Origin of the sequence: Micromonospora sp. GCM10011542, assembly GCF_042650685.1 — a bacterium.
Classification (GTDB): Bacteria; Actinomycetota; Actinomycetes; order Mycobacteriales; family Micromonosporaceae; genus Micromonospora.
In genome coordinates, this window is the sequence record NZ_JBHSBO010000003.1 from 1 (window position 1) to 22,736 (window position 22,736).

The 22,736-nt window shown below is 72.0% G+C and carries 23 protein-coding genes and 1 pseudogene; 16 read left to right on the forward strand and 8 right to left on the reverse strand.

The annotated features are described in order from the left end of the window. Nucleotides 1-262 precede the first annotated feature (262 nt). Nucleotides 263-2,245: an ABC transporter ATP-binding protein gene (locus ACFOW4_RS00550; protein WP_377523448.1), complete on the forward strand. Its 1,983-nt coding sequence runs from the start codon at nt 263-265 to the stop codon at nt 2,243-2,245. Between the two features lie 27 nt (nt 2,246-2,272). Here the strand turns inward: ACFOW4_RS00550 and ACFOW4_RS00555 are convergent, their stop codons facing one another. Together ACFOW4_RS00555 and ACFOW4_RS00560 are read right to left on the reverse strand one after the other, a co-directional pair. Continuing rightward, on the reverse strand, nt 2,273-2,695 hold the full coding sequence (locus ACFOW4_RS00555; protein ID WP_377523449.1) for an acyl-CoA thioesterase: 423 nt from the start codon (nt 2,693-2,695) through the stop codon (nt 2,273-2,275). A 177-nt stretch (nt 2,696-2,872) separates the two neighbouring features. Then, entirely contained in the window at nt 2,873-3,253 is a 381-nt protein-coding gene (locus tag ACFOW4_RS00560) for a hypothetical protein (protein ID WP_377523451.1), read from the reverse strand. Nucleotides 3,254-3,523: 270 nt separating this feature from the next. Here ACFOW4_RS00560 and ACFOW4_RS00565 point away from each other — a divergent pair, with 270 nt between their 5' ends. The 6 genes from ACFOW4_RS00565 to ACFOW4_RS00590 all read left to right on the forward strand — a co-directional run bounded on the left by ACFOW4_RS00565 (nt 3,524) and on the right by ACFOW4_RS00590 (nt 10,195). After that, nucleotides 3,524-4,066, forward strand: a complete 543-nt coding sequence (locus tag ACFOW4_RS00565) for a hypothetical protein (RefSeq protein ID WP_377523453.1) — start codon at nt 3,524-3,526, stop codon at nt 4,064-4,066. Nucleotides 4,067-4,426: 360 nt separating this feature from the next. After that, nucleotides 4,427-5,974, forward strand: a complete 1,548-nt coding sequence (mmsA, locus tag ACFOW4_RS00570) for a multiple monosaccharide ABC transporter ATP-binding protein (protein ID WP_377523455.1) — start codon at nt 4,427-4,429, stop codon at nt 5,972-5,974. Beyond that, nucleotides 5,971-7,269, forward strand: coding sequence for a multiple monosaccharide ABC transporter permease (gene mmsB / locus ACFOW4_RS00575; RefSeq protein WP_377523456.1), 1,299 nt, complete (start codon nt 5,971-5,973; stop codon nt 7,267-7,269). Before mmsA ends, mmsB begins: the two co-directional genes overlap by 4 nt. 56 nt (nt 7,270-7,325) lie before the next feature. Then, complete coding sequence (locus ACFOW4_RS00580) at nt 7,326-8,426, forward strand: substrate-binding domain-containing protein (protein WP_377523459.1); 1,101 nt, start codon at nt 7,326-7,328, stop codon at nt 8,424-8,426. A 119-nt stretch (nt 8,427-8,545) separates the two neighbouring features. Beyond that, the gene (locus tag ACFOW4_RS00585) at nt 8,546-9,808 is read left to right on the forward strand and encodes an ROK family protein (RefSeq protein ID WP_377523460.1); all 1,263 of its coding nucleotides are present in this window, start codon (nt 8,546-8,548) and stop codon (nt 9,806-9,808) included. 90 nt (nt 9,809-9,898) lie between these two features. Continuing rightward, the gene (locus ACFOW4_RS00590) at nt 9,899-10,195 is read left to right on the forward strand and encodes a hypothetical protein (RefSeq protein ID WP_377523462.1); all 297 of its coding nucleotides are present in this window, start codon (nt 9,899-9,901) and stop codon (nt 10,193-10,195) included. Between the two features lie 60 nt (nt 10,196-10,255). On the opposite strand, the gene ACFOW4_RS00595 is transcribed toward ACFOW4_RS00590, so the two are convergent. Beyond that, nucleotides 10,256-11,842 carry a hypothetical protein gene (locus ACFOW4_RS00595; RefSeq protein WP_377523463.1) on the reverse strand — a complete coding sequence of 529 codons (1,587 nt, stop codon included), beginning with the start codon at nt 11,840-11,842 and terminating at the stop codon, nt 10,256-10,258. 241 nt (nt 11,843-12,083) lie between these two features. On the opposite strand from ACFOW4_RS00595, the pseudogene ACFOW4_RS00600 reads away from it, so the two are divergent. Next, a pseudogene (locus ACFOW4_RS00600) lies at nt 12,084-12,416 on the forward strand (DNA glycosylase AlkZ-like family protein); the annotation flags it as partial. A gap of 86 nt (nt 12,417-12,502) precedes the next feature. Here ACFOW4_RS00600 and ACFOW4_RS00605 read toward each other — a convergent pair. The 3 genes from ACFOW4_RS00605 to ACFOW4_RS00615 are packed head-to-tail and all read right to left on the reverse strand — an operon-like array spanning nt 12,503 to nt 14,807. Continuing rightward, nucleotides 12,503-13,492, reverse strand: a complete 990-nt coding sequence (locus tag ACFOW4_RS00605; protein ID WP_377523465.1) for an ABC transporter permease — start codon at nt 13,490-13,492, stop codon at nt 12,503-12,505. Then, a complete protein-coding gene (locus ACFOW4_RS00610; RefSeq protein ID WP_377523672.1) occupies nt 13,489-14,379 on the reverse strand; it encodes an ABC transporter ATP-binding protein in 891 nt (296 codons plus the stop codon). The genes ACFOW4_RS00605 and ACFOW4_RS00610 overlap by 4 nt, the downstream gene beginning before the upstream one ends. A 20-nt stretch (nt 14,380-14,399) precedes the next feature. Further along, nucleotides 14,400-14,807 (reverse strand): GntR family transcriptional regulator, encoded by a 408-nt coding sequence (locus ACFOW4_RS00615; protein ID WP_377523466.1) that lies wholly within the window; start codon nt 14,805-14,807, stop codon nt 14,400-14,402. Between the two features lie 282 nt (nt 14,808-15,089). Here ACFOW4_RS00615 and ACFOW4_RS00620 point away from each other — a divergent pair, with 282 nt between their 5' ends. Further along, nucleotides 15,090-15,638 carry a hypothetical protein gene (locus ACFOW4_RS00620; RefSeq protein WP_377523467.1) on the forward strand — a complete coding sequence of 183 codons (549 nt, stop codon included), beginning with the start codon at nt 15,090-15,092 and terminating at the stop codon, nt 15,636-15,638. A gap of 46 nt (nt 15,639-15,684) precedes the next feature. Here the strand turns inward: ACFOW4_RS00620 and ACFOW4_RS00625 are convergent, their stop codons facing one another. Continuing rightward, nucleotides 15,685-15,948 carry a hypothetical protein gene (locus tag ACFOW4_RS00625; protein ID WP_377523468.1) on the reverse strand — a complete coding sequence of 88 codons (264 nt, stop codon included), beginning with the start codon at nt 15,946-15,948 and terminating at the stop codon, nt 15,685-15,687. Between the two features lie 145 nt (nt 15,949-16,093). Next, nucleotides 16,094-16,318, reverse strand: coding sequence for a hypothetical protein (locus ACFOW4_RS00630; protein ID WP_377523470.1), 225 nt, complete (start codon nt 16,316-16,318; stop codon nt 16,094-16,096). Between the two features lie 370 nt (nt 16,319-16,688). Here ACFOW4_RS00630 and ACFOW4_RS00635 point away from each other — a divergent pair, with 370 nt between their 5' ends. From ACFOW4_RS00635 to ACFOW4_RS00665, 7 genes are all read left to right on the forward strand, one after another. After that, nucleotides 16,689-17,213 (forward strand): SigE family RNA polymerase sigma factor, encoded by a 525-nt coding sequence (locus ACFOW4_RS00635; RefSeq protein WP_377523471.1) that lies wholly within the window; start codon nt 16,689-16,691, stop codon nt 17,211-17,213. Continuing rightward, a complete protein-coding gene (locus ACFOW4_RS00640) occupies nt 17,210-18,088 on the forward strand; it encodes a hypothetical protein (protein WP_377523474.1) in 879 nt (292 codons plus the stop codon). The genes ACFOW4_RS00635 and ACFOW4_RS00640 overlap by 4 nt, the downstream gene beginning before the upstream one ends. A gap of 246 nt (nt 18,089-18,334) precedes the next feature. Then, on the forward strand, nt 18,335-19,414 hold the full coding sequence (locus tag ACFOW4_RS00645) for a hypothetical protein (protein ID WP_377523476.1): 1,080 nt from the start codon (nt 18,335-18,337) through the stop codon (nt 19,412-19,414). A gap of 38 nt (nt 19,415-19,452) precedes the next feature. Next, entirely contained in the window at nt 19,453-20,505 is a 1,053-nt protein-coding gene (locus tag ACFOW4_RS00650; protein WP_377523477.1) for a nitronate monooxygenase, read from the forward strand. A gap of 83 nt (nt 20,506-20,588) precedes the next feature. Next, a complete protein-coding gene (locus ACFOW4_RS00655; RefSeq protein ID WP_377523479.1) occupies nt 20,589-21,677 on the forward strand; it encodes a cellulose binding domain-containing protein in 1,089 nt (362 codons plus the stop codon). 34 nt (nt 21,678-21,711) lie between these two features. Beyond that, a complete protein-coding gene (locus ACFOW4_RS00660) occupies nt 21,712-22,347 on the forward strand; it encodes a hypothetical protein (RefSeq protein ID WP_377523480.1) in 636 nt (211 codons plus the stop codon). Between the two features lie 47 nt (nt 22,348-22,394). Continuing rightward, nucleotides 22,395-22,736, forward strand: coding sequence for an MmcQ/YjbR family DNA-binding protein (locus ACFOW4_RS00665; RefSeq protein WP_377523482.1), 342 nt, complete (start codon nt 22,395-22,397; stop codon nt 22,734-22,736).

Sequence of the window (22,736 nt, forward strand, 5' to 3'; positions counted from 1 at the left end):
CACCGCCGGACAACCTTTCCAATTAGGGCCACCCCCATCAGGGGTGGCCCTAATTGCGTTTCCCACCAATCTCTTGGACCTGCGCCGATGACCGGCACCAGCCGGGCCGCGGCACGTCGAGTCGGGGGATGGACCTGCACGCCGTCAGCCGTGACCATAGGTAGCTGACAGGGCGCGTTGCGTGGTGTCGGCGGCCCGCGGTTGGACGTACCGCCCGCTTGGCGCCGGCGACGACTCGGGTCCCCGACGAGGAGGCACGTCCGTGACCGAAACTGCCACCCACGCCGATCGCCCACCATCCGCAGGGCAGCCGGGTCCAGCCTCGGCCGAGTCGTTGCTGCCGGAGTTGCGGGCGATGTGGTGGGAGACGGGGGTGCGTGCTCGGGCCGAGGCGGGACTGTTCGCCGTCTTCGCCGAGTTGCCCCGACTGGTCTGGGCAGCGATCGGGATCAGCTGGCGGGCCGACCGGCTGCGTACCGGGGTGGTGGCCGCCGCGACGGTCGGCGCCGGTGTGATGGCGGCCTTCGGGCTGCTGGCGACCCAGCGGGTCCTGGTCGAGCTGTTCGCCGGCGGGCCGACGGCCGACAAGGTGATGGCCGCCCTGCCCGCGCTCGCGGCGTTGGGCGTGGCGACCGCGCTGCGCGCCGGAATGGGCATCGCGACCGGGTACGCGCAGAACGGCCTGACCCCTCGGGTGAGCCGTGAGGTGGAGCGGGGCCTGTTCGAGGTGACCACGGCGGTGCGACTCGAGGCGTTCGACGCCGACGCGTTCGCCGACGACATGGAACGTGCCTCCCGTGGCACCGACTCGGCGATCGACCTGGTGCAGGCGTCGATGAACCTGCTGGCCGGGATGGCCGGGCTGCTGGCCGTGACCGTCGCCGTGGTGGTCGTCCACCCGCTGCTGTTGCTGGCGTTGCTCGTCGCGACCCTGCCGAACGCGTGGGCGTCGCTGCGGGCGGGGCATCTGCGGTACCAGACCTACACCGCCGGTTCGGTACGGCGTCGTCGGATGTGGCTGCTGCACCGCCTGATGGCTGAGCGGGCCTCGGCGCCGGAGTTGCGCTCGTACGGGCTGCGCCGGTTCCTGCTGGACCAGTACGACCGGGTGATGGGTGTGGAGACCGACATCCAGCTGGCCCTGGCCCGCCGGGTCACCACGACCACCACGGTGGGCTCCATGATCGGGGGACTGGCCACCGCCGTGGTCTACGTCCTGCTCGGTCTGCTGCTCGTCGACGGGCAGATCCCGCTCGCCGCCGCGGCGACCTGCGTGATCGCGGTGCAGTCCGCGCAGCGGTCGCTGGCCATCGTGACCTACCAGGTCGACCGGATCTACACCGAGGGCCAGCACTTCGGTGACTACACCGGCTTCATGGCCCGTGCCGCCGCCTACCTCCCGGACCCGGTTGACGACTCCCGTACGGCGGTCGAGGAGCTGCGGGAGTTGACCATTCGTGAGGTCAGCCTGCGGTATCCGGACCGCGCGGAGCCAGCCGTGGACCGGGTGACGTTGAGCATCCGGGCGGGGCAGACGGTAGCCCTCGTCGGGGAGAACGGGTCCGGCAAGACCACCCTGGCCGCGATGATCGCGACCCTGCGCGTTCCCAGCGAGGGCGTCATCGAGTGGAACGGGCGACCGCTGGCCGACTGGCACCCCGATGGGCTGCGGGCCCGCATCGCGGTGGTGACCCAGGAGTACCACAAGTGGCCCTTCACGGCGGCCACCAACATCGCCGTCGGGGACGTGGAGACCGAGGCCAGACAGGACCGGATCGAGGTCGCCGCCGCCCGCGCGGTCGCCCATCAGATGATCGAGGAGCTGCCCCACGGGTACGAGACGCTGCTGGACCGTACCTTCGCGAAGGGCCAGGACCTTTCGGGCGGCCAGTGGCAGCGGATCACCGCAGCCCGCGGCTTCCTGCGCGACGCCGAACTGCTCATCATGGACGAGCCCTCGTCCTCCCTCGACCCCCGTGCCGAAGACGCGCTGTTCCAGGCCATTCGTGACCGCCAGGGCCGGGCCACCACCATCCTGATCACACACCGGCTGGCGAACGTGCGACACGCCGACCGGATCTTCGTTCTGCACCACGGCGCTCTGGTCGAGGCCGGCAACCACGACGAGCTGATGGCCGCCGGCGGCCGGTACGCCGAACTGTTCGCTCTCCAGGCCGCCGGCTACGACGCCACCCGTACCGGGCAGGCACCGGCACCGCCCCACCAGCGCCCGACCGCCTCCTGAGGACCACCGCGGCGGGCCAGGGGCGGGTCAGAGGTTGAGCGGCCCGGGGTCGGTGGCCAGCTCCCGGAACCGCTCGCGCGGGTTGGGCACCAGCCGCCGGGCCGACAGGTCCAGCAGGCCGGCCACTCCGGTCAGTCGTGCGACGGGCGTGCCGTCCGCGCGAGTGTAGTCCTGCTCGATGTGGAAGGCCCGGCCCTCACCCCAGCGGAACTGGCAGGTCACATCCACCTCGTCCCCGCCGCGCAGCTCCCGCAGGTACCGCACGGTGACCTCCATGGCGACCGGCCCCACGCCGGCGGCGAGGAGTCGGTCCTGTGCGATGCCGGCGGCGCGCAGGCACTCCCACCGGGCGTGCTCGCCGTACTGCAGGTAGACCGCCTGGTTGAGGTGGCCCTGGGTGTCGAGCTCGTAGCCACGGACGGTGATGCGTACCCGGAATGGATCTCCCATGCGCCCGAGGGTAGCGGGCCGCCCAGGCCCGTTGGCGGCACGCGGCCTCGCTGTCGCGAGTGTAGAGATCGACCAACCCCGCACCGAACACGCTGGACGGCGAAGGAGGATGACCGGTACGCGCTGGAAAGGCTGTGACGGCGGCCCGACGAGGTTTCTCCAGCGTTCGGCTGGCCACTATCGACGGTCGCGGCGCCACTGACCAATCGCGAGGACCAGGACCAGCAGCGGGACGATGACCCACAATTGGGCCACCGTGTAGTGGCGCAGCTCAGCGGGAACGTCGACGCCCTCGATCTCCGCTTCCAGCGCTCCCGGGCGGATGAGCGAGAGCGCGTGCGCCGAGAGGGGCACGTAGTTGGCCGCCAGGCCGATCAGCCAGCACCCCGCCACCGTCTGAAGGCCGCCACCGGACGCGAGGGAGACGAGGCCCAGTGCGGCGGCGCCCACGACCCCCAGCAGGAACTCGCCAAGGATGACCCACCGGCGCCAACGGACGCCGGCGGATCCCCACATGTCGATGGCGGCGAGGCGGCGCACGTCGAGTCCGAGGGCCATACCGGCATGCTGACATGGGGCCGCCCCGGCTCGCCATCCGGGGGGCGGGGACGGCGTACCGTTCCCGCGGGACGGCACGGGCCAGATCCCGATGGCACCCCTGGCTGGATCAGCCGGGCTGCGGCCAGGCGGGTCCGACTGGGCAACTGCGGCGCGACGGTAACAGGCCCTGCGGACAGAATGATCAGCAGCGGCGCGTGGTGGACACCATCCCCGAGGAGCGACCCGTGCGGGATCCCCCGGCGGCCCCAGGGTCCTACTCTCTCGACCATGAAGACGCGTCCATCTGTACGCCTGGCCCTGCTCGTCGGGGCGACCGGTCTGGTGGTGGTCGTCGGCACCGGATTCATGCTGACGCGGGGCGATTCGGCCCGGTCGCGTACCTGCGAGGAGTCGGCGGCCCTCTCGGCGGCGAAGGTCCGCACCGATCTCGGAGAACTGGCGGAGGAGGTGCCGGGCCTCGGCGAGCCGGTGGAGATCCACTGGCAGGTACGCGTGCGGGGCAACCCGTGCAGCCGCGTCCCCGGTCCGACGGACCGGGCATACCAGGGCGTCGTCACGCTACGGCCGCAGGACGCGCGCAGGCTGTCGGAGCAGCACGGGTTCACGCCCTTCTCGGCGATCGATCCGGGCGAACTCGACCACTCGAGCACGCCCGCGGACGTGTGGCCCGATCTTGTGCCGTTCCTGCCGCCCGAGCCCCGCTGGCGGTACAGCGCCTCCTACAACGCCCTGCCGCCCTCCTACCGCTGGCGGGTGGCGTTCCTCGACCTGGAGCACCACACGCTGGCGTTCATGCTGTACGACCACTAGGCGGTGCCCTTGCGCACTCACCCCCTGTCGTGGCTGGGGGTGGCTCAGCCCCGCGAGCTAGTCTTCGGCGCGCGTCGTGCCTGGTGACGGCCCTGGGAGCGGCGTACGCCCATGATTCGTGTCGCGGTGTCCGGGTCTGCCCGGACGCGGCGAGCGGTCGATGGGTGCTGGGAGGGGCCGCGGGGGCGGCTGGGGCGGGCGAACACTGCGCGACGCCGATATTGCCGGATTGTTACATTTTCAACACGCCCTCGCCTTGCGGATTACCCTCCCACCGCAATACGTTGCCGTCAACAACAAACCAAGTGAAGGTTCAACCTTCCGGAGGCAACCGATGACGTTGGCGAGGTGGTACGAACGATGAGCGACGTGCCCATCCTCCTGGAGATGCGCTCCATCACCAAGGAGTTCCCCGGAGTCAAGGCCCTCTCCGACGTCAACCTCGTGGTTCGCGCCGGCGAGATCCATGCCATCGCGGGTGAGAATGGCGCGGGCAAGTCCACCCTGATGAAGGTCCTCAGCGGGGTCTACCCGTACGGCACCTACGAGGGCCAGATTGTCTACCAGGGCGCGGAGGCGCGGTTCTCCGACATCCGCGCCAGTGAGAGCGCCGGGATCGTGATCATCCATCAGGAGCTCGCGCTCATCCCGCACATGTCGATCACCGAGAACATCTTCCTCGGCAACGAACCGCGCAAGCGGGGCGCGATCGACTGGAAGGCCGCGAACCGGATGGCGCTGGACCTGATGGCCCGGGTCGGTCTCCAAGAGGACCCGGACACCCTGATCAAGGACATCGGCGTCGGCAAGCAGCAGCTGGTGGAGATCGCCAAGGCGTTCGCCAAGGACGTCAAGCTGCTCATCCTGGACGAGCCGACGGCGGCGCTGAACGAGGCCGACTCCCGGCACCTGCTGGACCTGCTGCGCGGGTTCCGCTCCAAGGGCATCACCTCGATCATGATCTCGCACAAGCTCAACGAGATCGCGGCGATCGCCAACCAGATCACCATCCTGCGGGACGGCCGGACGGTGGAGACCCTCGAGGTCACCGAGGACGGCATCGACGAGGACCGGATCGTGCGGGGCATGGTCGGCCGCGAGCTGAGCAGCCGGTTCCCGGACCACACGCCGAAGATCGGCGAGGTCTTCTTCGAGGTCCGCAACTGGAACGTGCGGCACCCGATCTCGGCCGAGCGCATGGTGTGCAAGGACGAGAGCTTCGTGGTCCGCCGCGGCGAGATCGTCGGTTTCGCCGGTCTGATGGGCGCGGGTCGTACCGAGCTGGCCATGAGCGTCTTCGGTCGCTCCTACGGCGTGTACGAGTCGGGCACGATCATCAAGGACGGCAAGGAGATCGTGCTCAAGTCGGTGGCGGACGCGATCCACCACGGGCTGGCGTACGTCAGCGAGGACCGCAAGGCGATCGGCCTCAACCTGCTCGACGACATCAAGGCGTCCACGGTGGCCGCCAAGCTGTCCAAGATCTCGCACCGTGGTGTGCTGAGCGAGGTCGAGGAGTACCAGGCCGCCGAGAAGTACCGCAAGGAGTTGCGGACCAAGGCGCCGACGGTCGACGAGGGCGTCTCCAAGCTCTCCGGCGGCAACCAGCAGAAGGTCGTCCTGGCCAAGTGGATGTTCACCGACCCGGACCTGCTGATCCTCGACGAGCCGACGCGCGGCATCGACGTGGGTGCCAAGTACGAGATCTACGGCATCATCCAGCGGCTCGCCGACCAGGGGAAGGGCGTCGTCGTCATCTCCTCGGAGCTGCCTGAGCTGATCGGGCTGTGCGACCGCATCTACACCGTGTTCGAAGGCACCATCACGGGCGAGATCGCCCGTGCGGACGCCGACCCGGAAACCCTCATGAAGCAGATGACCTCGACGAAGAAGATGTTGACACGATGAGCCGATTGAAGGACCTTCAGAAGAACCTCTTCGGAGGTACCACCTCCAACGCTCGCCAGTTCGGGATGATCTTCACCCTGGTGGCGATCGTCGTCCTGTTCCAGATCCTGACCGACGGGCTGACCCTGCGATCGGACAACCTGATCGCGCTGTTCCAGCAGAACTCGTACATCCTGATCCTGGCCATCGGCATGCTGATGGTGATCGTCGCCGGGCACATCGACCTGTCGGTTGGTTCCGTCGCGGCCATCGCCGGCATCCTGGTCGCCAAGTCGATGGCCGAGTGGAACCTGCCCTGGCCGGTCGCCATCCTGTTCGGCCTGGCCATCGGCGCGGTGATCGGCGCCTGGCAGGGCTTCTGGGTGGCCTACATCGGGGTGCCGGCGTTCATCGTCACCCTGGCGGGCATGCTGCTCTTCCGGGGCGGCAACCAGTACATCGGCAACGCGAACACGATCCCGGTGCCCGAGGGCTTCCGAGAGATCGGCTCGGGGTTCCTGCCCGAGTTCGGGCCCAACACCGGCTACAACAACGCGACGCTGCTGCTGGGTCTGGCCGCCGCGTTGGCGGTGGTGTGGCGCGAGCTCCAGGCGCGCAAGACCCGCCGGGCGATGGACGCGGACCCGGCCCCGATGTGGATCTCGATCCTGCGGATGGCCGTCATGGTCGGGGTGATCGCCTTCGCGGCGCTGCGCTTCGCCAGCGGTCGTGTGGGCACCAGCTTCCCGATCTCCGGGATCATCCTGGTGGCGCTGGTCATCGCGTACTCCTTCTACACCCGCAACACCGCTGGTGGCCGGCACATCTACGCGGTGGGCGGCAACTCCCGCGCCGCTGAGCTGTCCGGTGTGAAGCTCCGGCGGGTCAACTTCTTCGTCATGATGAACATGTCCGTCCTGGCCGCCCTGGCCGGCATGATCTTCGTGGCGCGTTCGGCGGCCTCCGGTCCGCAGGACGGTAACGGCTGGGAGCTGGACGCGATCGCCGCGGTCTTCATCGGTGGCGCGGCCGTCTCCGGCGGTATCGGGACCATCAGCGGCTCCATCGTCGGTGGTCTGGTCATGGCCGTGCTCAACAACGGCCTGCAACTTCTGGGCGTCGGCACCGACCGCGTCCAGATCATCAAGGGCCTGGTCCTGCTGTTGGCCGTCGCGCTCGACGTCTACAACAAGAGCCAGGGACGTTTCTCGGTCATCGGGAGCATCACGCGCTCGTTCCGCCGGGACACGCCGACCACACCCGATGGACAGCCGGACGCGGAGCGCCAGCCCGCCACGGCGTCGGTGCCCGGCTGAGGCCCCACCGACCGCACCCCCCGTATCACCTCTTAAAGAAGGGCAAGTAGCTCGCCATGCGTAACTTCATTGGCAAGTCGGTCGCCATCGGCGCCGTCGCCATGCTGGCTCTCACCGCCTGCGGCTCCGGCCGCGACGAGGAGTCCGGCTCCTCGGGCAGCGCCGCCAAGGGCTTCCCGGCGAACTCCGTGATCGGTGTGGCCCTGCCGGCCAAGACCTCGGAGAACTGGGTCCTCGCCGGTGACCTGTTCACCAACGGCCTGAAGGAGGCCGGCTTCCAGAGCGACGTGCAGTACGCCGGCGCGTCGACCACGGTCGCCGACCAGCAGGCCCAGATCACCGCCATGGTCACCAAGGGCGCCAAGGTCATCGTCATCGGCGCGACCGACGCCGCGCAGCTGTCGACCCAGGTCGCCGCGGCGCACGCCGCCGGCGCGAAGGTCATCGCGTACGACCGCCTCATCACCAACACGCCGGACCTCGACTACTACGTCGCGTTCGACAACTTCAAGGTCGGCCAGCTCCAGGGTCAGGCCCTGCTGGACGGCATGAAGGCCAAGAAGCCGAACGGCCCGTACAACATCGAGCTGTTCTCCGGTTCGCCGGACGACAACAACGCCGGTGTCTTCTTCAACGGCGCGATGAGCGTGCTCAAGCCGGAGATCGACAAGGGCACCCTGGTCGTCGGCTCGAAGCAGGTCGACGTGAAGCAGACCGCCATCCAGGGCTGGAAGGCCGAGGGTGCGCAGGCCCGCATGGACCAGCTGCTGACCTCGACCTACGGCAACAAGGAGCTGGACGGCGTCCTCTCCCCGAACGACACGCTGGCCCGGGCGATCATCACCTCGATCAAGGGTGCTGGCAAGACCGTCCCGGTGGTCACTGGCCAGGACTCCGAGGTGGAGTCGGTCAAGTCGATCATGAAGGGCGAGCAGTACATGACGATCAACAAGGACACCCGCAACCTGGTGAAGGAGACCATCAACATGGTCAAGGCTCTCCAGGCCGGTAACACCCCGCAGGTGAACGACACCAAGTCCTACAACAACGGCAGCAAGGTCGTCGACACGTACCTGCTCCCGCCGGTCGCCGTCACCAAGGCGAACGCGGCTGAGGCGTACGCCAACGACCCGAAGCTCTCGCCGCTCACCAAGTAAGCACCGCGAGGTAGTCATCGACGGCCGATGGGTCCCGGAGTCTTCTTCCGGGACCCATCGGTCGTGATGGGCCCCGCGCACCGCGTGGAAATGGAAATGACCCGGAAGGAGGGCTGACCGTGGCTGCACCCGTACGGTCGCGGCCCTCGGGGGTCGGCCGTAACCCGGAGTTCGGACTGCCGTCGGTGCCCGGCGCCAGCCAGGAGGAGATCCGCCGGCAGAACCTCGGTGCCGTGCTGCGCTACGTGCACCTGCACGGCCCGACCTCCCGGGCAGAACTGACCAGTCGGCTCGGCCTCAACCGCAGCACCATCGGAGCGCTCGCGATGGACCTCGCCGCCAGCGGCCTGGTCACCGAGGAGGCACCGACCACCGCCCGCCGCGCCGGCCGGCCCTCGCTGGTGGTCAGCCCCCGCTCCGACCGCGTCTACGCGCACGCGCTGAGCATCGAGGCGGACCGGCTGCGCGCCGCCCGCGTCGGCCTCGGCGGTCGCATCCTCGACCTGCGTGAGGCCAGCCGCCCCGGTGGCATGTCCGGCTGCGAGGCCGTCGCCCCGCTGGCCGAGCTGGTCCGCGACATGCAACGGTCGGTCGTCCCGGACGCCCTGCTGGTGGGTGGCGCGGTCGCGGTCACCGACACCACCCGTGGCCGGGACGGGACGATCCGCATCAGCGGCGCCGACGAGGCGCTCAACGCCGCCCTCGAAGCCGAGTTCGTCGCCGGCCCGGGTTTCGTCGCCGGCGACATGGCCGACCTGGCGGCCCTGGCCGAGCACGTCCGGGGCGTGGCGACCGGCATCAACGACCTCGTGTACCTGCACGGCGACGTCGGCGTCAGCGCCGGCATCATCATCGGCGGCCGGCTGATGGTCGGCCACCGGGGACACAGCGGCAAGGTGGGCCACATGGTGGTCAACCCCGACGGGCTGCCCTGCGGGTGCGGCTCGCGGGGGTGCTGGGAGACCGAGATCGGCGAGGCCGCGCTGCTGCGGCACGCCGGCCGGCAGCCGGGTGGACCCGAGGTGGTCGCCGAGGTCCTGCGCGCGGCCACCGACGGCGAACCCGCGGCGCTGGCGGCCGTCGAACGGGTCGCCGACTGGCTCGGCTTCGGCGTGGCGAACCTGGTCAACGTGGTCAACCCGGACGCTGTCGTCTTCGGCGGCTCGCTGCGCGAGGTGTACACCATCGGCGCGGCGACGGTGCGGCGCCGCCTGGACACCATGGCGCTGCCCGCGTCCCGCGAGCACGTACGGCTGCTGGCGGCGGCGCTCGGCCGCGACGCCGCCCTGATCGGCGCGGCCGAACTCGCCTTCGACAAGCTGCTCGCGGACCCACTGAACGTCGACGTCGCGGGACGGGTGGGCACGGCCGACCCGGCGTAGGCTCCGCCGGCCCCCGCCGCCTCGTCCAGACGGTCGCGACCGGCTCCCGGCCCCGTCGGAGGTCGGGGAAGACCTCGGGCCCTCGGCCTGGTGATGCGGGGCCAGGGGGCGGTCGCCGGGGTGCAGGTCCTGGAGTTCCCGCTCGGCTTCCTGTCCAACGGGTTCGTCGCGCCGTCGACCATGCCCGGCTGGCTGGGCGCGGTGGCCGAGTGGAATCCGCTGTCGGTCACCGTCGGCGCGACCCGGGAATTGTTCGGCAACGCCGGCTGGGGCGGCGACTCCTGGGTGGTGCAGCAGTACCCGTTGCTGGCCGTGGCCTGGCCGTTCGTGCTGGTCGGTGTCTTCCTGCCGCTCTCGGTCGCCCGGTACCGGCGGTTGAGCCGTTGACTCCGGGGGCCCGGCCGGGCGGGAGGACGTCCCCGCCCGGCCGGGCCCGCACGTCGGCGTTCAGCCGCCCGGGCGGAGGACCCGTCCCGCACCGGCGGCGTTGTCGGCCGCGGCCTGACTGCGCTGGGTGCCGGTGACGCAAACGTCGTCGCCGAGGAACGCCTCCCGCCACACGTAGCCGGCGACGCAGGTGTGCGGGCCGTACGGGCCGCTGACCCAGCGGCTCGCGGCGACCGCGTTGTCCGCGAGGACCTGCGAACGGGTCGCTCCGGTGACGCAGACGTAGTCGGAGAGGTCGGCGTCGCGCCAGACGTACCCGCTGACGCAGGTGTTCGGGCCGGACACGAGCCGCGCCGGGTTGCGGCGGGACGCGGCGGCGGCGTTGTCCGCGGCGGCCTGGGTGCGCTGGGTGCCGGTGACGCACACGTCGTCGCCCGCGTACGCCTCGCGCCACACGTAGCCCGAGAGGCAGGTGTGCGGGCCGTACGGTCCGTTGACCCAGCGGCTCGCGGCGGCGGCGTTGTCCGCGGCCACCTGGCTGCGGGTGGCGCCGGTGACGCAGACCAGGTCACCGGGTCGGGCCTCCCGCCAGACGTACCCCTGCAGGCACCGGTTGACGACGTCGGTGGTGATGCTGACCGACGCGGCGTTGCCGGAGACCCAGTTGACGCCGATCTGCACGCCGTTGGCGTTCAGTGACTGCGCTGGCCCGCCGCCGGGTCCGGTACGCAGCAGGTACGGGGTGCCGTTGCGGACCTCGTGCAGCAGCACGGTGTCGGCGGGAATCCCGGCGCTCCAACCGGTCTTACGGCGGAACTCGACGGTGTAGTAGTGGAACAGGTCGGCCGGATCGAAGGGGATGCGGACCAGTTGCGGGCCGGCCGCCGCGGGCACCTCCAGCGGCGCGAGCGTGAGGTTCCGTGCGCCGACCCCGTCGGCGGCCATGGTGAACACCCGGTTCTTCGGCAGCCAGCCCAGCTCGTCGCGGTGGAACCCGTTGAGCCCGACGGCGCTGGTGCTGTAGTTGGCGGTGCCGAAGGCGTAGATGTGCATGGCGCTCATCTCGTCCCACGGGTCGTCGTACTCGCCCGGCTGCGACCACGGCGCGTTCTGGTAGCTGGTGTCGTTGGAGAACGAGTGCCCCAGGTTGTAGCCGTGCAGCATCTCGTGGGCGGCGAAGCCGACGTTCCAGGCGCCCGGGTCGAGCAGCACCCGGCCACCCGCCGCGCCGGAGTCCACCCAGTCGTTGAGCATGACCGCGATCCGGTGCCCGGCCGGCACGCTGTAGCCGGCCGCCGCAGCGGTGTCCACGCAGCGCTGGATCCGGGTCCAGCGGTCCACCGACTGGTTCTGGGCCAGCGTGGTGGGCATGGTGTACCAGCCGCGCACCACGGAGCCGGCCAGCGACACCCGGCCGCCGGACTGGTCGGCGAGGTAGTCGGCCACCCCGCCGGTGCCGAGCCCGGTGTGGGTGAGGAAGTTGGCGAAGAACGACGGCGGTCTCGGCTCGGCGGCTCGGTCGCTGAACTTGCACAGCAGCACCGACCAGGCGGTGTTGTTCCGGATCGGGCTGGCCGAGGCCGGCGCGGCCGGCAGCGCCACCGCGCCGATCGCCGCGCAGACGACCGCCACGGCCGTCGCGCCCATCCGACGGAGGAGTCTGGATCCCACTCGCGTGCTCCGTTCCCTGCGGCCCGACCGGCTCGGGCCTCGTGGTCCACATCGGAGCACCCTTCGTGATGGCGTCACCACACCCAGTCGCATTGGCGACGGGCCGGAATCCGACTTCGCCGGGCCGGCCGGTGTCGGGGGCCGCCGCTAGGCTCGGCGACGTGGGAGTGCACCACCGGCGGACGTCGGCGACGCGGGTGAGCCGGCGGTCGTCGAGGGTGTGCCGGGGATGTGGCGGGTGGACCCGGCCGCCCTCGGGCAACCCTTCACCGGTCGTACCGCGGTGTTGTCGCCCTTCGACCGGCTGGTGCACGACCGGGTCCGCCTCGCCGAGCTGTTCGAGTACGAGTACGCCCTGGAGATGTACAAGCCGAAGGCCAGCCGGCGGTGGGGCTACTTCGCGCTGCCGGTCCTGCATGGCGATCGGCTGGTGGGCAGGGTCGACGCCACGGTGGACCGCCGGCGCGGCACGCTCACCGTGCACGCCATCCACGAGGACGTGCCGTTCGACCGGGACGCGACCCGGGCCGTGCACGACGAGCTGCGCGACCTCGCGGGTTGGCTCGAGCTGACCGCCGAGGGTCTGCGCTGCCGGGTGGTCGCCGGCCCCGTGGCCCGGCGACCACCCGGCCCGGGCTACGCGATGCGGCGCACCCGGCGGACGGCGAGGAAGAGCAGGAGCAGGGCGAGCGCGACGAAGATGCCGGTCTCGATGCCCTGGAACAGCCAGAACCGGTCCGCCGGCTGGTACAGCTGCCAGTTGTAGGCGCCCGGCTTCGCGCCCAGCTCGGCGCCGCAGAGCTGGCCGGTCGGTCCCTTGCCACCCGGCGGGCACATGATCCGGGTGTCCTCCGCCACCGTCGTCCCGTCCGGGTTGCGGATCGCCATGGAGAGGATCCAGTCGCCGCGCTCCACCTGCGGCTCGGTGAGCCCTTCGATCGGGAAGGTGAGGGTCTTGGCGGGTTGGTAGTGCGGTCGGACCAGCACCTCCACCGCCGTCCGTACGCCGATGTACGCGGCCAGGGTGATGCCCATGGCGGGCAGCATCCGCTTCCACACGGTGCCGGCGAAGATGCCGAGCGCCACCGCGAAGAGGGTGTAGCCGATCGGGGCCACGCCCTGGAGGTCGAAGACGATCATGCCGAGCCGGCCCTCGCGGGCGGCCTCGGTCAGCGGGTCGACCCACCAGGACATGCCCAGCCCGTAGCAGACCGCCGCGAACAACGCGCCCGCGCCGACCAGCCCGAACTTCACCAGCGCCCAGCGGGTCCGGCCCACGCCCTGGGTCCAGACGAACCGGTGCGTGCCGTGCTCCACCTCGCGGGCCACCAGCGGGGCGCCCCAGAAGAGGCCGACCAGCACCGGCAGGGTGAGCAGCAGCACGGCCACCAGGTTCAGGCTGTCGTACCGGTTGCTGAAGCGCCGGTAGCCGGCCTCGCAGGTCTCCTGGGTCGCCGGGGTCACGTCGGCGGCGGCCAGTTGGCGTGCGCAGTCGGTGAGCCCGAGGTCGCTGAACGAGTGCCGCATCGACAGGCCGATGGGCACCATCAGGGCGGCCAGCGCCGCGAGGCCCAGCAGGGTGAAGAACGCCTGCTTGCGGTGTTGCCGCCAGGTCAGCCAGATCATGCCGGCACCCCCCACTCGTCGTGACTGGTCTGCGCGTGGCCGTCGGCGAGGTAGGCCAGGATGACGTCCTCCAGACCCACCTCGCGGACCGTCCAGGCCGGATCGGTGACCGGGCCTCCGGTGCGGACCAGCAGCGTGGACTGCCGGTCGGTGTGGCTGGCACGTACGACGGCGGCGACGCCCCCGATCGGACCGCCGTCGTGCCGGGGGCCGATCAGCTGCCGGTGGCCCGCGACCAGGTCGTCGACCGGGTCGGCGAGCTGCACCTCGGCGGCGTTGAGCACGATCAGGTAGTCGCAGACGCGCTCCAGGTCGGCCAGCAGGTGCGAGGAGAGCAGGACGGTGGTGCCGGAGTCGGCGACGCTGCCCATCAGCGACTGGAGGAACTCCCGCCGAGCGAGGGGGTCGAGGCTGGCGACCGGCTCGTCGAGCAGCAGCAGCCGGGGCCGCTTGGCCAGTGCGAGGGCGAGCGCCACCTGGGCGCGCTGCCCACCGGAGAGCTTCCCAACCGGCCGGTCCGGCGGTATGCCGAGCTGGGCCAGCCGGTTGCGGGCCAGCCCCGCGTCCCACCGCCGGTTCAGCTTGCCGCCCGCGACGACCAGTTCCGCGGCGGTGAAGTCCCGGTAGAGCGGCGTGTCCTGGGCGACGAACCCGATGTCGGCCAGCCCATCCGTGTCGCCGTACGGGACTCTGCCGAACACCCGTACCGCGCCAGCGTCGGGCTTGAGCAGCCCCACGGCCAGGTGCAGCAGCGTGCTCTTGCCGGCGCCGTTCGGCCCGACCAGCGCGGCGATCCGGCCGGCCGGCAGGTGCAGCGAGCAGTCGCGTAGCGCCCAGGTCTTCCCGTACCGCTTGCCCAGCCGGTCGGCTTCCAAGACCACGTCCATCCTCTGTCCTCTCGTTTCGCTCACGCGGGCTCCTTCTCCGGTGCGTCATCGGCGAGGGTGGCCCGCATGGTGGTCTCCACCAGGGCGATGACGTCCTCGGCCGTGAGGCCGGCGGCCTGCGCCCGGTGCAGCCAGGTCACCAGGTCGTCGCGCAGCTCGGCCTGGTTGGGCAGGGACGCGCCGGCCAGGGTGCGCTCGACGAACGTGCCCACCCCGGGTCGGCCGCCGACCAGACCCTCGATCTCCAGCTCCCGGTACGCCTTCAGCACCGTGTTCGGGTTGATCGCCAGTGACTGCGCGACGTCCCGGACCTTGGGCAGCTGGTCGCCCGGCGCCAGCAGACCCACGCGCAGCGCCTGTTTCACCTGCTGCACGAGCTGCATGTAGGTGTTCACCTTGGACCGGCTGTCCAGCACAAACTCGATCACTCGAGACGATCCTTCCTGTTGTCCTACGACAGTAGGACTAATAGACAGGATCGGGTCGGACGAGGGCGCTGTCAAGGGCCGTCCCGGCGCGCCGCGTCCCGACACACCCGCCCGGGCGCGCCGTACAGCGGCGGCGGCGCCGGTGGGCACGGCGCGACCGGGGCGTGTAGGTCGGGGGGCAACGGGTACCGCGATCGGGCTGGTCGGGGGCTTGGCCGGCGACGACCTGAGACAGCCGTAGCACGGGAGGGTCCTGCCGTGGGGTCATGCCGGACAGGGTGGATGGTTCGACCGGAGGCCATCGGGCGCCGGCCGCTGACCCGGCTCGCCACCGCGGGGCTGGCGGCACACGTCTTCTTCGAACTCGGCGCCGGCGTCGGCATGCCGGCGGCGTCGGTCCTCGGGCCGGTACCCGCCGCCGGATTCTGGGGGCTGAGCAGTGGGACGCTCTGGCACGCCGCGCGCACCCGTCCGGCGTCCAGCGACGCTGTCTTCGCGGTCGTCAACGGGCTCGGCCTGGCCGCGGTGATCGCGCACCTGCGTGGTTGGCCGTCCCGGCGGACCCGGCTCGGGCTGCCCTGGCTGCGCGAGTGCGAGGGGATGGGGCCGGAGCTGATGGCGTACTACAACCCGATCCTCTACGTCTCGGGCGCCGCGGCGCTGGGCGCGCTGCTGCGGGAGAACCGCTCGGCGCCGCGCTACCTGCCCCTGCTGGCCCTCGGCCTGATGCCGGTGTTCATCGTGACCCAGCACGCCGAGCACTGGCGGCTACGGGACCTGGCCCGTCGGCGGCCGGGCTGGTGGAACCGCAGACTGAATCGACTCGGCTGACCCGCCGCACGCGGGTCGTCCGGGCCGACCCGCCGCGCGGCGACGGCTATCGGCGGTCCTCGTCGCGGGTCGGGATCTGCTGGCGCTGTTCCAACGCGTCCGCCGGGTTGGCGTCCGCCGGCAGCGACATCTCCTCCTCCAGCGCGCCCGCCGGCAGGGCGCCGTGCTCGGCCAGGTCGGCCTCGGTCGCCTCCGGGTCGACGTCACCCGACATCCGATCCGGCGGCCCGTCGTCGACGGCGTCCTGGCGCTGCTCGGCGGCGTCGGCATCCGGCGGTCGACGGAGCGGATCGTCCTGGTACGTGCTCATCGCGGCCTCCTGCCCGGCGGCGTCCAGCACGCCGCCCGGCGGCTGCCTACCCGTCGCCGCCCCGCTCACGCGTGGTGGACCGGACGAGGCGTCGGGTGGGCCGTGGGCCCCGGGAACGTGCTGCCCCGGGCCCCGGCGCGTCGGTTCAGCCGACCGGGACGCAGACGGCGCGGACCACCAGGTGCCAGGTGGTGAAGTTGTCCGGCACCGCCTCGAAGGCCTGCACGTCCCAGCTGTCGTTGGGCCCGTTCAGTGAGAGCGGGAGGCTCGTGTGCACCGCGACCCGGTCGGCGACCCCGGAGACGCCGGTGTCGAAGACCACGAACGAGCCTCCGCCGACGACCTGCTTGCCGGCAGGGCAGGTGGCCACGTGGACCTTCGGGTCGGCGACGCTGGACGGGCCCGCCGACTGGACGATTTCGTAGCCGGTGAGCCCGGCCGGGCCCGCCGGTCCCTGCGGTTCCGCCGGACCGGCCGGCCCCGCGGGCCCAGCCGGCCCTACCGGCCCTGCGGGTCCGGCCGGCCCGGGCGGACCGGTCTGGCCCTGCTGGTTGAAGGTGATGGGGTGTCCGTCGCCTTGCACGCCTCCCCGATGGACGGATCGATGACCCGCAGGGTGCCGTTGCTCTTGGCGACGCAGTTACCGGACCTGGTAAGCGAGGCGGACGCGGGAAGTCTCTGATCATAGTCAACCTTCGTCCCGGAGCCGTCGTCCTTGGTTGCGACGGAAGGAGAGCCCCGTGCGGTGGAAGAAACGCTTTGAGGGTCTGGACACCCTCGTTGCTGAACGCGGCAGTTCCCTGCTCGCGACGGCAATACTGCTGACCGGCAGTCGCGCCGCCGGTGAGGACCTGTTGCAGGGCGCGTTGGAGCGGCTGATGCGGCACTGGAACCGGGTGCACGGCGACCGGGAGGGCTACCTGCGCCGCACTCTGTACCACCTCGCGGTGGACCAGTGGCGCCGCCGACGGCGCCGGCCGGAGGTGTTGGCCGACGTGGAGCCACCCGGCCAGCCCGACGCCACCGAGGCGCTGCACCTGCGCCAGGCGCTGGTCCAGGCGCTCGGCACGCTGCCGCCCCGGCAGCGGGCGGTGCTGGTGCTGCGCTACTGGGAGCAGTGCAGCGAGGCCGAAGCCGCCGAGATCCTGGGGTGCTCGATCGGCACCGTCAAGTCCACCGCCTCGCGAGGGCTGTCCCGCCTGCGCGAGGTCACCACCGCCTGGACGGTCGACGACGTCCCGGCCTCGAACGGAGCGAGCAGATGACCAACGACATCGAAGAGCAGTTGACCATGGGGATGCGCCAGGAGGTGGCTGGCGTCGAGTTCCGGACGGACGTGCTGGACGCGGCGACCCGCCGGAACGGGCGGCGGGTCGCGGCGCGGCGCGGCGCGTACGCCCTCGGGGTTGTGGGGCTGGCGGGGGTGCTGGCCGCCGCGGTCACCGTCAACGGGCCCGGACCCACGGCGCCGGGCGCGAACCCGGCGCCGGTGGCCAGCGCCGACTCGCCCCGGCTGCAACTGGCGTCGGCCATCACGGCCAGCCAGAACATCAGCTACCGGCTGAAGATCACCGCAGGGGACAGGGACGACCCGGACGCCTGGGGGAGCGCGGAGGGCGCCTGGGACCCGGCCGCGGCCACCGGCTGGCTGACCTCCACCGAGCCGGGCGGGGCGGCCTACCACCAGCGGTTGATCGACGGGAAGCTGTACCTCGGCTCCACCGGCACGAAGACTTGGAAGCAGGAGCCGGGCAACGGCAACTTCGAGTACGGCGACGTCCTCGGCGGTGCCTCGGGCGCGTCGGCCGACCCGCAGGAGTTGTTCAAGGCGTTGCGCGAGGTGCAGGCCAAGATCACCCGAACCGGCGCCACGAGCTACCACTTCGAGAGCACCCGCCCCTTCGACGACGAGTACGCCACCGGTACCCGGGGCCTGGTCGGCGACGTGACCCTCGATTCCGACCGGCGGATCGCGAAGGTGACCTACCTGTCAACGTACAAGGGGCGGGTCAAGCCGGGGGTGAAGAGCCCGAAGAGCGGCGTCAGCTTCGACAGCAGCCAGCGGCTGACCCTGGAGTTGTCCGACTACGGCACCCCGGTACGGGTGGAGAAGCCGACGGATGTGATCGTCGCCCGCTGACCGGGCCGGCACGGACCCGGTGCGAACCGCCCGCCGCACTCGGCGGCGGGCAGTGCGCCGGACGGGTCGGTTGCCAGCACCCACTCGTGAACACGATGGTGCCCAGCAGTCGGTGCGACTGCTGGGCACTGTCGAGAGCGCATCGATGCGTGGGCAAGACTTGATCGTTTCGACGCACCGGAGGAGCCAGGATCGGCCAGGATGGTGCTGGTGGCCGGGCCGGCCACGGGGCGAGGAAGGCGGGCGATGCGGGTACCTGACGAGATGATCCGGGGCGCGCGCGCCGCGACGGCGGCCGCCGCCCTGCTCGCGGTGGCGGTGGCGCCCGCCCCGGCGGCGGCCAGCCCGTCCGGTGCGCCGGTCTGCCAGGTACGCGACGACCGGCTGACCGAGATCTCCGGGATGGTCGCCACCGACACCGGCTTCGTGGTGGTCAACGACGGCGCCGACGAGGAGTCCCGCCGGCGGATCTTCTTCCTCGACGAGCGCTGCGCGGTGGTGCGCGCGGTGCCCTTCCCGTCGGAGCCCCGGGACACCGAGGACCTGGCGATCGGTCCCGACGGCACCGTCTGGGTGGGCGACATCGGCGACAACGACCGGACGCGGGAGACGGTGGCGCTGTGGCGCCTCGCACCGGGGGCGGACCGGCCGGTGCTGCTGCGGTTGGCGTACCCGGACCGCCCGCACGACGCGGAGGCGCTGCTGCTCACCGGGGACGGCCGACCACTGATCGTCACGAAGGGCACCGCCGAGGTGTACGCGCCGACCGGTGCGCTGCGTCCCGGTGCGACGGTGCCGCTGGCGAAGGTCGGCCAGGTGACGCTGCCGCAGACCACCACCAGCAACCCCTACTCGTTCGTGGGTCGGGGCGTCGTCACCGGCGCGGCGACCGCCCCGGACGGGCGCCGGGCCGTGCTGCGCACCTACGCCGACGCCTTCGAGTACGACGTCCGCGACGGCGACGTGGTCGCCGCCCTGACCCGGGGCACCCCCCGGATCACCCCACTGCCGGACGAGCCCCAAGGCGAATCGATCACCTACAGCACCGACGGCACCTCGCTGCTCACCGTCTCCGAGAGCGCCGACCAGCCGGCCGGCGCCCGGGCCACGATCCTGCGCTACCGCGCGGCGTCGGCGACCGACACCACCTCGAGCGGGGCGGCGCCCACCAGCCCGTCCGGGACGACGCCGGCGACGATCGCCAGCGCCGGAAACGGTCCCGCCGCACGGTCCGACGTGCCGGTGGGAGCGGGGATCGCCGGGGCGGCCCTGGTCGCCGTGGCGCTGGCCGGCCTGCTCTGGTGGCGTCGCGCGTCGCGTCGGTGACGGGGCCCGAGGACCGGGCGGTGCGGCAGGATGGGCGCATGTCCCTGCTGTCCACGTTGCGCTGTCCGATCGTCGCCGCCCCGATGGCCGGTGGCCCGTCCACGCCGGCCCTCGTGGCGGGCGTTTCCGCCGCCGGTGGGCTGGGTTTCCTGGCCGCGGGGATGATCGGCACGGACCGGATGGTCGCCGACGTCGCCGAGGTCCGCGCGCGCACCGATCGCCCGTTCGGGGTCAACGTCTTCCTGCCCGGCGACACCGACGTCGACGAGGCCGCCGTCCGGGCGTACGCGCAACGGCTCGCCCCGGAGGCCGCACGGCACGCGGTGACCCTCGGCGAGCCGACCGGCGGCGACGACGCGTACCCGGAGAAGCTGGCCGCGCTGCTCGCGGACCCGGTGCCCGTGGTGTCCTTCGCGTTCGGGCTGCCCGACCGGGAGGCCGTGGCCGCGCTGCGCGAGCGGGGCACCGAGGTCTGGGCCACGGTCAACCGGCCGGACGCCGCCACCGCGGCGGTCGGGCTCGGGGTGGACGCGGTGGTGCTGCAGGGCACCGAGGCGGGCGCCCACCGCGGCGGCCTGCCGGACGACGACGATTACGGCGTGCTGCCGCTGCTGCGCCTGGTCGCCGCCGCCGGCTGCGACCGGCCGCTGGTGGCCGCCGGCGGCATCGCCGACGGTGCCGGGCTCGCCGCCGTGCTCGCCGCCGGCGCGGCCGCGGCGCAGATCGGCACCGCCTTCCTGCGCTGTCCCGAGGCGGGCACCTCGCCGATGCACCGGGCGGCGGTGGCCAGCGCCGCGCCGACCGCGCTGACCCGCGCGTTCACCGGCAAGCGGGCGCGCGGCATCGTGAACGACTTCCTCCGCCGGCACGACCCGTCGGCGCCGGCCGGCTATCCGCAGGTGCTGCACCTGACCCGGCCGCTACTGGCCACCGCGCGTCGCGACGGGAACGCCGAGGTGGCGAACCTGTGGGCGGGTCAGGCGCACTCGTTGGCGCGGGAGGTGCCGGCCGGTGAGGTCGTGACCGAGCTGACCGCCGACGCCCGGGCCGCGCTCGCGGTGGCGGCCGACCGGTGGGCCCAGCGGGACTGAGCAGGCCGTCCTCTCCGGCCGTCGGGTCGCCGGCGGATCCCCCGTCAGCGACGACCGGCGACCGCGACCCGTAGAGTCGCGCCGTGATCGAGATCGGTGCCCAGGTCGAGCTGTCCCACCCTGCCGACAGGGTCTGGCTCGCATTGACGGATCGGCAGGTGCTCGGGCGGTGGTTCACCGAGGTGGAACCGGTGGCCGGTTCGCCGGACCGGCTGCTGCTGCACACGGCGGCGCTGCCCGGCTTCGAGGCCGCCCTGCAGGCGGAGGTGACCGAGCGGCGGGTGCCGGAGCTGCTCACGTTGCGCTGCGACGAGGCCGGCCGGCTCAGCATGCTCACCTGCGAGATCACCACCACCGCCCAGGGCTGCCGGCTGTCGGTCCGGGAGACGCTGGAGCACGGCATCTGGCCCGACGAGCTGCGCGGTCACCGCGAGCAGCAGCTCCGCCAGGCCGTGACCGTACGGTTGCCCGCCATTCTCGACTGGCTGGCCTTCCAGCAGGTCGACCTGCGTCGCGGCGAGGGCGGACTGACCGCCGAGCTGCCGATGGTGCCGGCGCCCGAGCGGCCCGGAGCTGACCGTCGGCGGCGCACCACCCTGATCGCGGTGGCGGCCGTGGCCGTGCTGGTCGCGGGCGTGGCGTTCTGGGCGGTCCGGCCGGGCGAGCCGCAGCGCTCCGCGGCTCCGGTGCGGGCGCCGCTGTCGGTGCCGACGGCCACCGCGGTCGCGAGCGCGGCACCGCGGCCCACGCCGTCGGTCCGCCCGTCGCGGTCCACCGCCGTCGCGGCCACCACCCGCCCGAGCCGCAGCCCGACCCCCACACCGTCGCGGACGCCCAGCTCCGCCGCCCCGCCACCGGCCGCCGCGCTGGCCGCCCGCTACCAGACCGTGTCGACCCGGCTCTTCGGCTACACCGGCGAGGTGGTGTTGGACAACAGCGGCAACGCCCCGGCAGACGGCTGGACCGTGGTGGTCGCCCTCGCCGACGGCAACACGGTCGACGACGTCGACGGGGCGGACTTCCGCCAGGAGGGACGGTCCGTCACCTTCACCGGACCCCCTCTGCCGGCCGGGCAGTCCCATACGTTCACGTTCGACGTGCGCGACACCCACCCGAAGGCCAAGGGGCCGGAGGGCTGTTCGGTGGGCGGCAAGCCGTGCGCGGACGGGTGATCCGCGATCGGCCGTCGTCCCTAGGATGCCCGGCATGGCTCTGCTGCACCGCGCGACGCTGCGCCCCTCGAAGCTCGACCTGCTCGCCGCATGGCTGCCCGACCGACGCTGGTGCCGGGGGGCGACCGGCGCCGACCTGGTGAGCGTGGGCTCCTACCGATTCGACGACCCGGCCGGGGCGGTCGGCATCGAGACGATCCTGGTGGGCACCGCGGACGGAACGATCCACCAGGTGCCGCTGACCTACCGCGACGCGCCCCTCGACGACGCCGACGAGTGGCTGGTCGGCACCACCGAGCACTCGGTGCTCGGCCCGCGCTGGGTGTACGACGGGTGCGCCGACCCGGTCTACGCCGCCGCCCTGGCCCGGGCGGTGCTGACCGGCGCCGGCCAGGCCGAAGAGTACTTCGAGGTCGACGGCCGGCGTCAGACGCGCGAGCCGAACATGACCATCACCGGCGGCGGCGACGCCGACGTGGCCCCGGCCGGCACCGTGCTGCGGGTGGTGGACGGCGAGGACGCGCTCATCGTCGCGGACACCGTCGAGCTGACCGTCGTCCGGCGGCCCGGTGCCGGCTCGGTCACCAGCACGCCGCCCGGCGCCACCCTCACCGGCGTCTGGAATGGGCAGTCGACACCGGTGCCACTGGCGTACGCCCGGCCCCGCTGAGGCCACGCGGGATCGACGGGCCTGCCGCGCGCCGCTACCGTCGGGACGTGGTCACCGTCGCCGACGTCCGGGCCCTGACCCGGACCCTGCCGCGCAGCAGCGAGCACCTCATCCGGGACCGGGTGAAGTTCCGGGTCGAGTCGATCGTCTACGTCGCGTTCTCCTCCGACGAGACCACGATGGGCTTCGGGTACCCGAAGGAGGAGCGAGCCGGGCTGGTCGCCGCCGAGCCGGAGCTGTTCTTCCTGCCCGGCGAGTCGGACCTGCGCTTCCACTGGGTGTGCTGCCACACCGCCCGGCTGGAGCACGCGTACATGACCGAGTTGGTGTGTGAGGCGTGGCGGATGGTGGTGCCGAAGTTCCTGGCCCGGCAGCGGCTGGGTGGCTGA

Coding starts and splice junctions, on each gene's coding strand:
- ACFOW4_RS00580 (WP_377523459.1), top strand. CDS start 7,326: ATGCGTAACTTCATTGGCAAGTCGGTCGCCATCGGCGCCGTCGCCATG.
- ACFOW4_RS00660 (WP_377523480.1), top strand. CDS start 21,712: ATGGCTCTGCTGCACCGCGCGACGCTGCGCCCCTCGAAGCTCGACCTG.
- ACFOW4_RS00645 (WP_377523476.1), top strand. CDS start 18,335: ATGCGGGTACCTGACGAGATGATCCGGGGCGCGCGCGCCGCGACGGCG.
- ACFOW4_RS00565 (WP_377523453.1), top strand. CDS start 3,524: ATGAAGACGCGTCCATCTGTACGCCTGGCCCTGCTCGTCGGGGCGACC.
- ACFOW4_RS00595 (WP_377523463.1), bottom strand. CDS start 11,842: ATGGGCGCGACGGCCGTGGCGGTCGTCTGCGCGGCGATCGGCGCGGTG.
- ACFOW4_RS00560 (WP_377523451.1), bottom strand. CDS start 3,253: ATGGCCCTCGGACTCGACGTGCGCCGCCTCGCCGCCATCGACATGTGG.
- ACFOW4_RS00620 (WP_377523467.1), top strand. CDS start 15,090: ATGGTTCGACCGGAGGCCATCGGGCGCCGGCCGCTGACCCGGCTCGCC.
- mmsB (WP_377523456.1), top strand. CDS start 5,971: ATGAGCCGATTGAAGGACCTTCAGAAGAACCTCTTCGGAGGTACCACC.
- ACFOW4_RS00605 (WP_377523465.1), bottom strand. CDS start 13,492: ATGATCTGGCTGACCTGGCGGCAACACCGCAAGCAGGCGTTCTTCACC.
- ACFOW4_RS00640 (WP_377523474.1), top strand. CDS start 17,210: ATGACCAACGACATCGAAGAGCAGTTGACCATGGGGATGCGCCAGGAG.
- ACFOW4_RS00650 (WP_377523477.1), top strand. CDS start 19,453: ATGTCCCTGCTGTCCACGTTGCGCTGTCCGATCGTCGCCGCCCCGATG.
- ACFOW4_RS00555 (WP_377523449.1), bottom strand. CDS start 2,695: ATGGGAGATCCATTCCGGGTACGCATCACCGTCCGTGGCTACGAGCTC.
- ACFOW4_RS00625 (WP_377523468.1), bottom strand. CDS start 15,948: ATGAGCACGTACCAGGACGATCCGCTCCGTCGACCGCCGGATGCCGAC.
- mmsA (WP_377523455.1), top strand. CDS start 4,427: ATGAGCGACGTGCCCATCCTCCTGGAGATGCGCTCCATCACCAAGGAG.
- ACFOW4_RS00610 (WP_377523672.1), bottom strand. CDS start 14,379: ATGGACGTGGTCTTGGAAGCCGACCGGCTGGGCAAGCGGTACGGGAAG.